The organism is Aeromonas sp. s7(2024), assembly GCF_040907825.1.
Classification (GTDB): domain Bacteria; phylum Pseudomonadota; class Gammaproteobacteria; order Enterobacterales; family Aeromonadaceae; genus Aeromonas; species Aeromonas veronii.
Window position 1 is genome coordinate 183,891 of the sequence record NZ_JBFOCM010000016.1, and the last position, 14,321, is coordinate 198,211.

The 14,321-nt window shown below is 63.6% G+C and carries 12 protein-coding genes; 9 read left to right on the forward strand and 3 right to left on the reverse strand.

The genetic code is table 11. From position 1 onward, the window contains the following. Positions 1–116: 116 nt before the first annotated feature. Together AB5Y73_RS05880 and AB5Y73_RS05885 are read right to left on the reverse strand one after the other, a co-directional pair. Positions 117–1,388, reverse strand: coding sequence for an NAD(P)/FAD-dependent oxidoreductase (locus AB5Y73_RS05880; RefSeq protein WP_005338013.1), 1,272 nt, complete (start codon positions 1,386–1,388; stop codon positions 117–119). A gap of 54 nt (positions 1,389–1,442) precedes the next feature. After that, positions 1,443–1,628 (reverse strand): DUF2892 domain-containing protein, encoded by a 186-nt coding sequence (locus tag AB5Y73_RS05885; protein ID WP_107684173.1) that lies wholly within the window; start codon positions 1,626–1,628, stop codon positions 1,443–1,445. Positions 1,629–1,716: 88 nt separating this feature from the next. On the opposite strand from AB5Y73_RS05885, the gene AB5Y73_RS05890 reads away from it, so the two are divergent. From AB5Y73_RS05890 to AB5Y73_RS05930, 9 genes are read left to right on the forward strand one after another with little or no spacing between them, the layout of a single operon-like run. Further along, entirely contained in the window at positions 1,717–2,031 is a 315-nt protein-coding gene (locus tag AB5Y73_RS05890) for a helix-turn-helix transcriptional regulator (RefSeq protein WP_005338008.1), read from the forward strand. Continuing rightward, positions 2,031–2,444 carry a YeeE/YedE family protein gene (locus AB5Y73_RS05895; protein ID WP_167564748.1) on the forward strand — a complete coding sequence of 138 codons (414 nt, stop codon included), beginning with the start codon at positions 2,031–2,033 and terminating at the stop codon, positions 2,442–2,444. The genes AB5Y73_RS05890 and AB5Y73_RS05895 overlap by 1 nt, the downstream gene beginning before the upstream one ends. Positions 2,445–2,457: 13 nt before the next feature. Then, positions 2,458–2,928, forward strand: coding sequence for a YeeE/YedE family protein (locus tag AB5Y73_RS05900; RefSeq protein ID WP_167564747.1), 471 nt, complete (start codon positions 2,458–2,460; stop codon positions 2,926–2,928). Positions 2,929–2,969: 41 nt separating this feature from the next. Further along, entirely contained in the window at positions 2,970–4,010 is a 1,041-nt protein-coding gene (locus AB5Y73_RS05905) for an efflux RND transporter periplasmic adaptor subunit (RefSeq protein ID WP_107684171.1), read from the forward strand. Further along, entirely contained in the window at positions 4,003–7,179 is a 3,177-nt protein-coding gene (locus AB5Y73_RS05910) for an efflux RND transporter permease subunit (RefSeq protein ID WP_279499274.1), read from the forward strand. Before AB5Y73_RS05905 ends, AB5Y73_RS05910 begins: the two co-directional genes overlap by 8 nt. A 27-nt stretch (positions 7,180–7,206) precedes the next feature. Further along, positions 7,207–8,346 carry an efflux RND transporter periplasmic adaptor subunit gene (locus tag AB5Y73_RS05915; protein ID WP_107684169.1) on the forward strand — a complete coding sequence of 380 codons (1,140 nt, stop codon included), beginning with the start codon at positions 7,207–7,209 and terminating at the stop codon, positions 8,344–8,346. Then, positions 8,339–9,046, forward strand: a complete 708-nt coding sequence (locus tag AB5Y73_RS05920) for an ABC transporter ATP-binding protein (RefSeq protein WP_107684168.1) — start codon at positions 8,339–8,341, stop codon at positions 9,044–9,046. The genes AB5Y73_RS05915 and AB5Y73_RS05920 overlap by 8 nt, the downstream gene beginning before the upstream one ends. Beyond that, a complete protein-coding gene (locus tag AB5Y73_RS05925) occupies positions 9,047–10,261 on the forward strand; it encodes an ABC transporter permease (RefSeq protein WP_181497474.1) in 1,215 nt (404 codons plus the stop codon). Further along, positions 10,261–11,460, forward strand: a complete 1,200-nt coding sequence (locus tag AB5Y73_RS05930) for an ABC transporter permease (RefSeq protein WP_107684166.1) — start codon at positions 10,261–10,263, stop codon at positions 11,458–11,460. Before AB5Y73_RS05925 ends, AB5Y73_RS05930 begins: the two co-directional genes overlap by 1 nt. On the opposite strand, the gene AB5Y73_RS05935 is transcribed toward AB5Y73_RS05930, so the two are convergent. Next, complete coding sequence (locus AB5Y73_RS05935; protein ID WP_181497473.1) at positions 11,457–13,919, reverse strand: diguanylate cyclase; 2,463 nt, start codon at positions 13,917–13,919, stop codon at positions 11,457–11,459. The genes AB5Y73_RS05930 and AB5Y73_RS05935 overlap by 4 nt on opposite strands. Positions 13,920–14,321: the final 402 nt, after the last annotated feature.

Genomic DNA, 14,321 nt, shown 5'->3' on the forward strand with positions numbered 1-14,321 from the left:
GGCAGGCAGGGTAAACCCCGCACCGCCCGCAGCAACATCTTGAAACATAATCGAAAGCCCCGTTTTGCCGCGCAAGGCCGCGAAAAGCAGACCCGGCGAGGGCCGGGTCTGCGGGGTCATTCGGTCTTGTCGATGCCGAGGTATTTGAGCATCAGTTTCTCGTAGATGGGCTCGGTATCCCCCACCTGCATCTTGTGCAGGAAGTACTTCTCAAAGGCGATCTTGGCCAGATGGACCCACTTTCCTTTCTTGAACCAGGCGACGTTGCGCGGCGGGATCTGCGGCATGGCGACGAAGGCGGCACCTGTGTCCCCCATGTCTGCCAGACAGATGGCATTCCATACTGCCTTGGTCACCGGCGGCTGGCCGCTGAGCTCCGCCTTGATGTTGTGGCTCAGGGTGCGCACCATCGCCTCAATCATGTAGCCGGTCTTGGGCACCCCGGTTGGTACCGGCGTCTTGTGCGGCGGTGCAATGGCGATGCAGACCCCGGCGGCGTAAATCTGCGGGAAGGCGGGGTTACGCTGGTGCTCGTCGACGATGACAAAGCCGCGGGGATTGACCAGCCCCTCGATGCCCCGCAGTGGCGCAATGCCGACAAAGGCGGGCAGCATCATGGCGTGTTTGTAGGGCAGGGTGTGGGTGCGCTTGATGTTGCCCTCATCGTCCAGCTCCTCCACCGTCATCTGACCATCTTGCGCCGCCACGGTGCGGGCATTGCAGATCCACTGCACGTCGCGCATCCGCAGTTCGCTCTCCAGCATCCCCTTGGAATCGCCCACACCGTTTAGACCAAGGTGGCCGATGTAGGGCTCGCTGGTGACAAAAGTCATGGGCACATTCTTTCTCACCTTCTTGTCGCGCAGGTGGCGATCGAGGATGAACGCGTACTCGTAGGCGGGACCGAAGCAGGAGGCGCCCGGCATGGCGCCGACAATCACTGGGCCGGGCTCATCGACCAGGGCACTGACACTGTGGCGGCACTCTTCGGCGTGGGAGAGGGTACAGACGCTGGTGGTGCCACCGGATTCGGGGCCAGCCCCCGTCACCTCGTCAAAGGCGAGGGCCGGGCCGGTGCAGATTGCCAGAAAGTCGTAACGCAGGGTCTGGCCATCGGAGAGGGTGAGCTGCTGCGCCGCCGGTTGCAGCTCGGTCAGGGCTGCATGGATAAAGCGGATCCCCTTTTTCTTCACATGGGGTTCGATGGGGATCGAGGTCTCCTTGCGCTCCCGCCACTGGACGGCAATCCAGGGGTTGGAGGGGGTAAATTCAAAGTCCGGCTTGTCATTGATGAGGATCACCTCATGCTGCTTGCCCAGTTCGGCCTTGAGTTCGTAGGCGGCAGACATGCCCCCGAGACCCGCGCCGATGACGATTACCGTTGCCATGTTCAGCCTCCTGCGTTTATTACACGCTCATGTGAGCCGGGTCATCCGACCCTGTTATTTAAATCCTATCCGTTTGAGGATCATCGCTGCCGGGCAGAAACCGGTGAAGGCGCTCTGGATCAGGTTGACCCCGACAAAGGCACTCAACCAGACAAAGCCCGGATGGACCCAGGCGGTAAGGATCAACGAGAGCAGCAACATGCAACCTGCGACGATTCTGACTCCGTTATCTACTGTCATGGTCCTTCTCCTTATCTACTTTAGATATTGCTAATTTAGTGTTGTTTTATACAATAGAACAAATATCAGCAATTGCTAATTTACTCTTATGAGCCAATTCGACGAGATGAACAGACATGCGACAGCCGCCGCCTCCCTGCTCAAGGCGTTGGCTCATCCCGAACGCCTGATGGTGCTCTGCCAGCTGGTGGAGGGGGAGAAGGGGGTCGGGGAGCTGCTGGCCCATAGCCAACTCGGGCAGTCGGCGTTTTCCCAGCAGTTGTCGGTGCTCAAGCGCTACGGCTTGATCCGTTCGCGCAAGGTCTCCCAGCAGATCTACTACTCGCTGGTGAGCGAGGCGGCCGCCGATGTGTTGGGGGCGCTGCAAACCCATTTTTGTCACTCAGAAAATAAGGAATCTTGATGATGGAAAGCCAATGGCTGCTCTCTTTGGGCGGCGGCATGCTGGCGGGGCTGTCGGCCCTGATCCTGATGTTGTTCAACGGCCGGGTGGCCGGGATCAGCGGCATTCTGGCCGGTGCACTGCAACACCGTGCACCGTGGCGGGTGCTGTTTCTGTTGGGGCTCGGGGCGGGCGCCTGGTTGGCGCTGACTCTGGGTTGGGCCAGTATGCCCGCATTCACCACGCTGCCCGGGTGGCCCGTTGTGCTGCTGGCCGGTCTGCTGGTCGGCATCGGTACCCGTCTTGGCAATGGCTGCACCAGCGGCCACGGCATCTGTGGCATGGGGCGGCTCTCCCTGCGCTCCATCGTCGCCACCCTGACCTTTATGGTGGCTGGCTTTATCACCGTCTTCGTCACTCATCATCTGCTGTAAGGGGCTGATTGCCATGAAGTTGCTGACAAGTTTGTTTGCGGGTGTGTTGTTCGGACTGGGGATGGCCATCTCCGGCATGATGGATCCCGCCCGGGTCACTGGTTTTCTCGATCTGGCCGGCTCCTGGGATCCCAGCCTCGCCTTCGTGATGGGGGGCGCCTTGCTGGTCTTTATGCCGGGTTATTTTCTGCTGGTGAAACCCCGTCGCCAGAGTGTGCTGGGGGAGCCCATCGCAGCCGTACCAGCCCCTCGGCTGGATCGCCGGCTGATCGGTGGGGCCGCGCTGTTTGGCATCGGCTGGGGATTGGTCGGTATCTGCCCGGGGCCTGCTCTGAGTCTCATTTCCAGCGGGCAGCCCATGATAATGTTGTTTATAGCGGCCATGGTGGCCGGGATCTTGCTGTTTGACAGAGGGCTGGCCAGGGTGCTGACCAAGGCGCCAGTTCGGGGAGTGGATAAGGTGCGCCAGTCCCATACCGCCTGATCCCGTGAAGTGACAGATTACGCCAGGGAAGGAGAGTAATGATGGAAAAGATCCGGTTGCTGGGGATCACCTTGTTGGTGATGACATCGCAGGCCATGACATCCCCCCGGGCCCTTGCCGCTGAAGGGGAGCCAGAGCCCCCGTTGACAGTGGCGCCACAGCCGGTGACCGACTGGCTGACGCTGGATGGCACCGTCAGTGCCATCAATCAGGGGACGGTGGCGGCCCAGACCAGCGGCCGGGTCTCCCGCATGCTGGTGGATGTGAACGATCAGGTGCAGGCGGGGCAGCCGCTGCTGGAGATTAGCGGCAAGGAGCAGTTTGCCGCCGTCACGGGGGCCGAGGCGCGGCTGGCTCGGGCGCAGGCTCAGCAAGTGGAAGCCGAGCGCCAGCTCGCCCGCTTTCAGGCGCTGATTGCCAAGGGGGTGATCACCCGCGCCCAGCTCGACAATGCCCAGGCGACGGATCGCGCCGCCCGCGCCGAGGTGAACGCTGCCGATGCGGCCCTCACTCAGGCCCGTGAGGCCTACGGTTATACCCGCATTCTGGCCCCTTACGCCGGAGTGGTGACCAAACGGCTGGTAGAGCTGGGGGAGACTGTCGCCCCCGGTACCCCGCTGCTCTCCGGCTTCTCCCTCGACACCTTGCGGGTGGAGGTGGAGTTGCCCCAATCCGCCCTTTCGCTGGCTCGTGAGCCTGCGGATATGCAAGTGCTGCTGCCGGATGGCAGGGCCGTTACCCCGGTCAAATTGACCCGCTTCAACTATGCCGACAGCCAGAGCCACGCCTTCAGGTTGCGCCTCGACTTGCCGCCGCAAACCGCCGGGGTATTGCCCGGCATGTGGCTCAAGGTGCAGCTCAAGCAGGGTGAGCGTCAAGTGTTGCAGGTGCCGGATCGCGCCCTGCTGCGGCAAGGTGAGTTCAACGGCGTCTATCTGCAGCAGCCCGCTGGCTGGGCCCTGACGCCGGTGCGGGTCGGCCATTGCGTCGAAGGACAGTGCGAGATCCTGGCCGGGCTGCAAGCCGGTGACAAGCTGGCTCCCGATGCCTGGGCGCTGCAGCAGGAGGTGGCCCATGAGTAGCGAGCTGAACGGCAACAAGGAGAGGCTGGGGCCTGCCGGTCGGCTGGCTGCGCTGTTCCAAGGCTCGGCCATCACCCCGCTGCTGGCGCTGGTGGGGCTGTTGCTCGGCCTGTTTGCGGTGCTGGTGACCCCCAAGGAGGAGGAGCCGCAGATTGATGTCACCTTCGCCGATGTCTACATTCCCTTCCCGGGAGCCACTCCGGCTGAAGTGGCCTCTCTCGTCACCACCCCTGCCGAGCAGGTGGTTTCCCAGATAAAGGGAATTGATACCCTCTACTCTTTTTCCCAACCCGATGGCGCCCTGCTGGTGGTGGTATTCAAGGTAGGGGTAAGCCGCGAGCAGGCCATCGTCGATCTCAACAACCAGCTCGACTCCAACCGCGACTGGTTGCCACAGGGGATCGGAGTCGGTCAGCCGCTGGTAAAACCCCGGGGGATCGATGATGTCCCCATCGTCAGTTTGACCTTATGGAGCAAAGATTGGAGCAAAGAGGGGAGCAAGCAACTTGGGGCCCCCGAGCTGACCCGGGTCGCCCATGAGCTGGAGACCGAACTCAAGCGCATTCCCGGTACCCGCGATATCTACACGCTGGGCAGCCAGAGCGCCGTGCTGCGGGTGATGCCGGATCCTGCGGCCCTCAGCGCCCACGGCATCAGCTGGGGCGATCTGAGCCAGCGACTAGCGGCCGCCAATCAGGTAGGCACCACACAGGCTATCGAGCAGAACAACAGTGAGATCAAGGTGCAGGTGGGGCAGTTCCTGCAAAGCGAGCAGGAGGCTAGAGAGCTGGTGGTGGGACTGCACGACGGCAAGCCGGTCTATCTGGGGGAGGTGGCCAGGGTCTCTCTGGGTCAAGAGACTCCGACCAAACGCAGTTGGATGGGGATGGGACAGGCCAGTTATCCGGCGGTGACGCTGGCCATCGGCAAGCAGCCCGGCCAGAACGCGGTCGAGGTGGCCAAGCGGGTGGAAGAACGGGTCGAGAGCCTCAAGAATCGACTCATCCCGGCTGGCGTCGAGGTGACGGTGACCCGTGACTACGGCGTCACCGCCGAGACCAAATCCAACACCCTCATCGGCAAGCTGATCTTTGCCACCACGGCGGTGGTGCTGCTGGTGCTGGTGAGCATGGGCTGGCGCGAGGCGCTGGTGGTGGGTGTGGCCATCGTTATCACCCTGGCGCTGACCCTGTTTGCCAGCTGGGCGTGGGGCTTTACCCTCAACCGGGTGTCGCTGTTTGCGCTGATCTTCTCCATCGGTATCTTGGTGGATGACGCCATAGTTGTGGTGGAGAACATTCACCGCCATCGCGGTTTGGGCAAGGGGGCACTCAAGGATCTTATTCCGGGGGCGGTGGACGAGGTGGGGGGGCCGACCATACTGGCGACCCTGACCGTTATCGCGGCCCTGCTGCCGATGGCCTTTGTCAGCGGGCTGATGGGCCCTTACATGAGCCCCATCCCCATCAATGCCAGCATGGGGATGCTCATCTCCCTGCTGGTGGCCTTTATCTTCTCCCCCTGGCTGGCGAGCCATTTGCTCAAAGGTGAGGTGCATGGTGCCCACGGCGAGGCCAAGGCTGGTCTCTTTCACCGGCTGATGACCCCTTTCCTGATCGGTGATGGCGCCAAGCGTACCAGACGCAAACTCTGGCTGGTGGTGTTGCTGCTGGTCGGGGCCGCCACCGCAATGCCGGTGGTGCAGTGGGTGGTGCTCAAGATGCTCCCCTTTGACAACAAGTCGGAATTTCAGCTGGTGCTCGATATGCCGGAGGGGGCGACCCTGGAGCAGACCGAGCGCACCCTGCTGGCGGTCGGACGAGAGCTTGCCAAGGTGGAGGAGGTGAAGGATTACCAGATCTACGCCGGCACCGCCGCCCCCATCAATTTCAACGGGCTGGTGCGCCACTACTTTATCCGCAGCGGCGCCAACGTGGGGGATATTCAGGTCAATCTGGTGGACAAGCATGAACGGGATCGCAGCAGTCACCAGATTGCCCAGTCGGTTCGGGCGCCGCTGCAGGCTATCGCCAGTGCGGCAGGGGGCAACCTGAAAGTCGTTGAGGTGCCCCCCGGCCCGCCGGTCTGGTCCCCCATAGTCGCAGAAGTGTATGGCCCGACGCCTGCCGCCCGTGAAGCGACGGCTCGCGCCGTAGAGGCCCGTTTTGTGGCCACGGCGGATCTGGTGGACGTAGATATCTATCTGACCGACCCGCAGCCCAAGTGGCGGCTGGTGGTGGATCGCAGCAAGGCGGCCCTGCTCGGGGTCGATCTCGGGGATCTGGTGAACACCCTCAATGGCGGGGTGGGTTATCAGGATGCCAGCTGGCTGCAGGGTCACGGCGCCAAGTATCCGGTGCCGATCCGCATCGAACTGGCTCCCGGTGACAAACGGGATCTGGCGGGCGTACTGGCCCTCAAGGTGCGCAGCCAGAGTGGCCAGCTGGTGCGGGTCTCCGAGCTGGTGAGTCGCCGTGATGAGGTGGCCCCCAGCTATATCATGCACAAGAACATGCAGCCCATGGTGATGGTGGTGGCCGACATGGGCGGCCACACCGACAGCCCGCTCTACGGCATGTTTGCCGCCGGTGCCGACATCGACCTGCCCCAATATTACGTGCAGCAGCCCGACAAACTGGGGGAGGTGGCGCTGTTGTGGGACGGTGAGTGGAAGATCACCTACGAGACCTTCCGCGACATGGGGCTAGCCTACGGGGTGGGGATGATCCTCATCTATCTGCTGGTGGTGGCCCAGTTCCGCTCCTATCTGGTGCCGCTCATCATCATGGCCCCCATCCCGCTCACCATCATAGGGGTGATGCCGGGCCACGCCCTGTTGGGGGCCCAGTTTACCGCCACCTCGATGATCGGGATGATCGCCTTGGCCGGGATCATCGTACGCAACAGCATCCTGCTGGTGGACTTTATCGAGCAGCAGCGCAGCGCCGGGGTGGCGTTCGAGCTGGCGGTGATCGAAGCGGCGCAGGTGCGGGCCAAACCCATCATGCTGACGGCGCTGGCAGCGATGATCGGGGCTCTGTTTATCCTCGACGATCCCATCTTCAATGGCCTCGCCATCAGCCTGATTTTCGGGATCCTGGTCTCCACTTTGCTCACCCTGGTGGTGATACCCTTGCTCTATTATGCCCTGCTCTCCCGACGCACATGACGGGAGTCACTAGCGAAAGGATGCGCGATGAAGAGAGGTTGGCTGTGGTGGGGAAGTGGCGCCGTAGTAGCGCTGGCTGCTGTGGCATGGTGGTGGCGGCCACAGCCGACGCCGATCAGGCTGGCTGAGGTCGGGCGTGGGGATGTGCTGGTCACCGTGGTCAATACCCGGGCCGGCACCATCAAGTCGTGTCAGCGGGCCGGGCTCAGTCTGCCCGGTGGCGGCGTGGTGGAGCGGATCGCCGTCAAGGCCGGGGACAGGGTAGCCCGGGGGGATCTGCTGCTGACCCTCTGGAGTGACGATATCCGCGCCGATCTTGCCCGTGCCCGTGCCCAGCAGGCCCTTGGCAAGACCCAGCGCGAGGAGCGTTGCAGCGAGGCGGCCTACTACGAGCGGGAGGCCAACCGACTGGCCACCTTGCTGGCCAAAAACCTCACCTCCCGCACGCTTGCCGAGCAGGCCCAGAATCTGGCCGATACCCGCCGCTATATCTGCCGCGCATCCCGTCAGCAGGAGCGGGTCGACGAGGCGCAGGTTGCCCAGGTGGAGGCTCGCTTGAGCGAGCGCCGCCTGCAGGCACCGTTTGCCGGGGTGGTGGCGGAGGTCAACAGCAAGCTGGGCGAATACATGACCCCCTCACCGCCCGGAGTGGCCATGCCCCCGGTTATCGATCTTATCGACGATAACTGTCTGTATGTCTCAGCCCCCATCGATGAGGTGGATGCCGCCCGCCTCAAGGTGGGGCAGTCTGCCCGGGTACTGCTCGACGCCATGCCCGGACGCGATTTCGCCGCCACCGTCACCCGCATCGCCCCCTATGTGAAGGAGCTGGAGAAGCAGGCTCGTACCGTCGAGGTGGAGGCTGCACTCACTGCCCTGCCCACCGATGTCCCCCTGCTTATTGGCTACAGCGCCGACCTTGAAGTCGAGGTGACCCGTGCCACCAATGTGCTACGGGTGGCGGCCAGCAGCCGGGCCGACGATGGCAGCGTGCTGCGGCTGGAAGGGGATAAGCTGGTGCGGGTGGTGCCCCGCTGGGGCGTGGAGAACTGGAACTGGATTGAGGTGGCCGAGGGGCTCGCCGCCGGTGATCGGCTGGCGGCCCAGCCCGGACAGATTGTCGGGGAGGGCCCTTTCAGCGCCGCCACGGAGCAGCCGGATGAGTAATCTCATTCGCCTCGATGCCGTCAGTCGTCGCTTTACTCTGGGTGGCAGCGAGGTGGCTGCCCTCGATCGCGTCTCTCTGCGGGTTGCCGAGGGGGAGTATCTGGCGGTGATGGGCCCCTCGGGATCCGGCAAGTCGACCCTGCTCAATGTGCTGGGGTTGCTGGATCGGCCCGACGAGGGGCGCTACTGGCTGGGAGGGGAGGATACCGCCACCCTGTCAGAGCCGGCGCTGGCCCAGCTGCGCGGCCATCGTATCGGTTTCGTGTTCCAGTCGTTTCACTTGATCTCCCGCCTCACCGCCCGTGAAAACGTCGAGCTGCCGCTGATGCTGTGCGGGATTGCTCCCGCCGAGCGCCATCGCCGCAGCCAGCAGTTGCTGGGGGAGTTGGGGCTGGAGAACCGGGCCGGACACCGCCCTGCCGAACTCTCCGGCGGTCAGCGTCAGCGGGTAGCCATCGCCCGTGCCATGGCAATGGCGCCGCGGCTGATCCTGGCTGACGAGCCCACCGGCAATCTCGACTCCCGCTCCGGGGAGGAGGTGATTACCCTGCTGGAGGGGCTCAACCGGGAGCAAGGGATCACGCTGGTGGTGGTGACCCACGATCCGCGCCTCGGGGAACGAGCGGGCAGGCGGATACTGATGAACGATGGCCGTATCAGCACCGATAGCATTGATAGCACTCATAGTGACGGAGGCTGAATGCGGCGGCCCGATGTGATCCGCTTTGCCGCCGTGGCCCTGCTGCGCCAGCGCTCACGGGCACTGGTGCTGATCCTGGCGGTGAGTCTGAGCGTCACTTCGGTGCTGCTGCTCACCGCGCTGGGGGAAGGGGCGAGGCGCTATGTGGCCGACCAGTTCAGCTCCCTTGGCAAGGATCTGCTGGTGATGTTCCCGGGCCGCAAGGAGACCACCGGCGGGCTGCCGCCGGTCACCGGCAACAGCCTGCGGCAGATCACTCTCGATGACATGCACTATCTTGGCCAGCACCAGCCAAACGTGCGGCTGGTACCGCTGGTGATGGGCTTTGCCGAGGCCAAACAGGGGGCGCGGCTGCGCCAGACCATGCTGCTTGGCAGCAGCAACGGGCTGCGCGATACCCACGGGCTGGAGCTGCTCTCCGGCCGCTGGTTGCCGGGGGATGCCGCAGAGGATAGACCGGCCGTCCTGCTCGGGGCCAAGGTGGCCCGGGAGCTGTTCGGTCAGGCCGACCCGGTCGGCCAGTGGCTGCGTTTTGACAATCGCCGTTTTCGGGTGGTGGGGGTCTTCACCAGCCAGAGCAGCAATCTGGGGATGGATATGGCGGAAGCCGCGCTGATCCCGGTCGGCAGCGCCATGCGGCTGTTCAATACCGAGGGGCTGTTTCGGCTGCTGATCCAGCCGCTGGCGGGGCAGGCCGTGCCGCCGCTGGTCAAGCGACTGGAGCAGCTGATGCAGGCGCGCCACGGGGTGCTCGATGTGACCGTGGTGCGCCGTGACGCCATGCTGGCCACCTTCTCCACCATTCTCTCGACTCTCACCCTGGCGGTTGCCGGTATCGGCGCCATCAGCCTGCTGGTCTCCGGCATCATGATGATGAATCTGGCGCTGATCAGCACCCGCCAGCGCACCGGCGAGATCGGTCTGCTCAAGGCGCTGGGGGCCGACAGTCGCCAGATCCGCCAGCTGTTTTTATGGGAGGCGCTGCTGCTGAGCGGCGGTGGCGCGCTGTTTGGCACAGCCCTGGGCTATGCCCTGGTGGCCCTCGCCGGAGTGATTTGGCCCAGTTTTCCGGCGGCGGTCCCTTTGCTTGCGACCCTCTGCACCATACCGGCGGCCCTGCTGACCGGGCTGTTTTTTAGCTGGCTGCCCGCTTCCCGGGCGGCACGGCAAGATCCGGTCAGTAGCCTGCGCAGCGGGCAATGGAGTGGGGGCTGATGCGCGCCGCTGATCTGCTGTTCTGGCTCTGGCGCGCCTTGCTGGCGGGGCGCAGTCGCAGCCTGCTGTCGGCGCTGGGTATCGCCATCGGGATCGCCTCGGTGACCCTGCTCACCGGCATCGGCGAGGGGCTCAGGCTCTATCTGCTCGACAGCTTCTCCCAATTTGGCACCCGCTTGATCGCCGTGACGCCGGGCAAGACCGAAACCGCAGGCGGCCCGCCCGGTATTCTCTCCAGCAGCCGTCCCCTGCTGCTGGAGGATGCCGATGCCCTCGCCAGATTGCCAGGTATCGAGGCGGCACTGCCGGTGGTGCAGGGGCAGGGGGAGGTGCGCAGCCGCGGGCTGACCCGCAGCACCGCCATTCTGGGCACCGGCCCGGCGGCGCTCTCCGGCTGGCGCCTCACCTTGGTGCAGGGGCGTTTTCTGCCCGCAGATGACAGCGCCATGCCCCGCGCCTATGCGGTGCTGGGTTCAAAGGTGGCGGCGGAGCTGTTTCCCGGTGGCGATGCGCCGGGGAACTTGCTGCGCGCCGGTGATCGCCGTTTTCGGGTGGCCGGGGTGCTGGCCCCCAAGGGGCAATTTCTCGGCTTTGATCTGGACGACATGATCTATCTGCCCGCCGCCCATGCCCAGGCGCTGTTCAACAAGGAGGGGTTGCAGGAGATCGACGTTATCTATCGCGCCGGGCAGAGGGAGGCCGACATCTCGGCCCAGATCCGGCGGGTGCTGATCGCCCGCCACGGCGCCGAGGATTTTACCCTCACCTCCCAGCAGGACATGCTGACCAGCCTCGACAAGATCCTCTCCATCATCAAACTGGCGGTCGGTGGGCTCGGCATCATCTCGCTGCTGATTGGGGCGGTCGGCATCTTAAGCATCATGAGCATCGCCCAGCAGGAGCGGATCCCCGAAGTGGGCTTGCTGATGGCGCTGGGTTGCCCGCGGCGCCGCATTCTATTGCTGTTCCTGCTCGAAGCCGTGGTGCTGGCGCTGCTGGGTGGGGCCATGGGACTGGCCCTGCTCGGGGGGCTCAAGCTGCTGCTCACCCTGCTGGTGGCCGGGTTGCCGCTCACCCTCCATCCTCTCTATCTGCTGCTGGCGCTCGGTTGCAGCGCGCTGGTCGGCCTGCTGGCCGGGGTCGCCCCCGCGCTGCGGGCAGTGCGTCTCGACCCCGTGGTTGCCCTGCGGGGTGACTAGGCGATCCCTTCTGCGACCGGCTGGTTGCGCTCAGATCTGAACAGGGGGAAGTAGCGGCGATCCGCCTGACTCATGTGGCCGACCACCAGCTCCTGAATGATGAAGTTGAGCAGCTCGTCGTTGCCCAGCTTCCCCGCTTTGGCGGCGTGCAGCAGCTGACCTGCCTTGTTGAGCAGGCGCTGGTGATCCTGGCGGTGGCTGGCCAGCTCCCGATAGTCGCTCTCCGCCAGCATCTGCTCTTCAAAGGCGAAGTGGTGACGGGCCATGTCGAACAGGCTTTCCAGACTCTCCAGAAACGGGGCCGGGTGTTCGTGTTGATCCTTGACCCGCTCCAGCAGCCGGTTGGTCAGCACGAACAGCTGGCGATGTTCGGCATCGATGCGCGGGTGACCGCACTCGTGGCCGGGCTGCCACAGCAGGGCACCCTGCTCCGGATCAAGCCCTGCGCTAAAGAGGCAGACCCGGCCACGGCCGCGATGCTTCGCCTGATACATCGCCTGATCTGCCTGGTGCATCAGGGTCTTGGCATCCTCTCCGTGCTCCGGATAGAGCGCCAGCCCGATACTGCTGGAGATAAGCAGCTCCTGCCCCTCCAGCTGGAACGGATCGCGCAACTGGCGGTGCAGCTTATCGGCCACCGCCAGCACTTCATCGCCGGTATCGGGCAGCAAGATGACGAACTCGTCGCCCCCCAGCCGCGCCACCAAATCCTGCTCCCGCACACAGTGACGCATTCGTTCGGCCACCAGATTGAGCAGGATATCCCCGGTCTCGTGGCCGAAGGTGTCGTTGATCGGCTTGAAGTGATCGAGATCGATAAACATCAGCGCCAGCGGACGGGGCGCCTCCTGCTCCAGCAGCTCCTTGAGCCGTTGTTGCAGCAGGCGGCGATTGGGCAGGCCGGTGAGGGGGTCGTAGAAGGCGAGGCGGTGCATCATGGCCTCCCGCGCCGCCCGCTCGGTGATATCCCTTGTGACGCCCAGGATCGCCTCGGGTTGGGCCGTGCCACTGCCATGGAGCGTGGTGATGGTCTCGGTCGCCACCAGATGGCCATGCTTGTGACGCAACTGGGTGCGGATGACCCGGCGAGTCTGGTCGTGTTCCCCCCGTTGCCAGGCGGTGAGGGTGGCGGAGATCTCCTCGCGCAGCAGTTGCCGCGAGGCATCCGGCAGCAGTTGCTTGAGTGGCATGGCGAACAGCTCGGGAGCCTCGTAGCCGCTCAGGGCGGCGATGGCCGGACTGACATAGCGAAAGCGCAAGCTGCTGGCATCCATGGTCCAGATCACATCGGCGCTGTTCTCCGCCACGAAGCGGTAGTGCTGTTCGCTCTGGGCCAGCTCACGGGTCAGCCGCTGGCGATCCCGCGCCTCCTGACGCAGCCGCAGATAGAGGTGCAAGAAGATGCCGAGCAGGGTCATCAGGGTAAAGGTGACGAGCATGGCCACCGCCACGCTCTTGTCGAGCAACTTGCGCTGCTGGCGCAGCCGCTCTTGCGCCGGGTCGTAGATAAAGTGGTCTAGGTTGGGCAGTACCTGGAGCATGCCCGCCTCCAGATAGGTTTTGGCGATCTGCAGCCAGCGCTCCTGCTGCATGTAACCCGGTTCGACAAGATCCGGCTGCATCAGTGCTCTGGTTTCGCGGGCCTCGAACGCCAGCTGGTCACGACCCGCACCGCTCGGGTACTGCTCCATGATCAGGTTGATCATCTCTTCTGGGTTGTCCATCGCATAGCGCCACCCCTTGAGGCTAGCCTGCTGGAAGGCGTAGACCCGATCCTGTCGGGTGATCAGCTCCCGCTCGGAGGTAAACAGGTTGTCACCGTAGAAATCGAAGCCGACGGTACGCGGTCTGAAGACCCGATAGGGGACCCCTTTTTGCTGCAGATAGAAGGGTTCGGTGGAGCTGTAGGCGCTGATGGCATCCACCTCGCCCGCCAGCAGTGCCTGCAGTCCTCTCTCATAGGGAACGGTGACCCAGTCACGGCGCTCGTTATGCCGGGTCAGATAGGTCAGCAGCTCGTTGGAGCCCGGCTCCAGCATCAGCCGCTTGTTGGCCAGATCCGCCGGGTTGCGGATATCGGGCCGTTCCAGCGTCAGCAGCACCAGTGGCGAGTGTTGCAGCAGGGCGGCGAGCACCACCACTGGGCGGCCGGCTGCCCGGTCCAGCAGCAGGTCACTGCCGCTGATGCCAAAATGGGCCTTTCCCGAGATCACCTCGCTGACCACATCGGTTCGGTCGTTCGCCTCGCGCAGGGTGACCCGTAGACCGGCATCCTGATAGAAGCCCTTGGCGATGGCCGCATAGTAACCGGCAAACTGGAATTGATGTTGCCAGGGCAGTTGCACGATGACCTGCTCCTCGGCCCGCAAGGGGGGAGAGGTCAGGGTGGCAATGACCATACTGACCAGCATCGGCAGGAACCAGCTGGGGCGCTGGCGGGGGTCGGCGTTCTCCGTCATACAGCGTTCTCTCGGGAGGCGGTGTCTAAACTAGATTCAAGCAATTCGTTGTAACCTGCAAGAGGGGTGAAGTCGTTTGCAATGGGGTGTCCGGGACATTAAAAGTCATTTTTGTGTCATTCATCACACTTGATATACACATACTGTTTTTTGGCGAGTTATGTGACGAAGAAGAGAGCCATATGGCCAATTAAAGTGGCCGCATTCTAGCCATTTTTTCCCGTTTTTATCGTTGCCATTGTGGCTTGACTGCATTTTTTTAGCGGTTTCACGTCAAGTTGTGTCGTTATATCAAAAGATACTTTTACGGGGCGGTCGGGTGTGAAGCCAATGTATCCATGCTGCTGCGCGCCAGTTAAGGTGAAACGGGTCAGTGATGGCCCCGCCAGTGTTATCATGTTG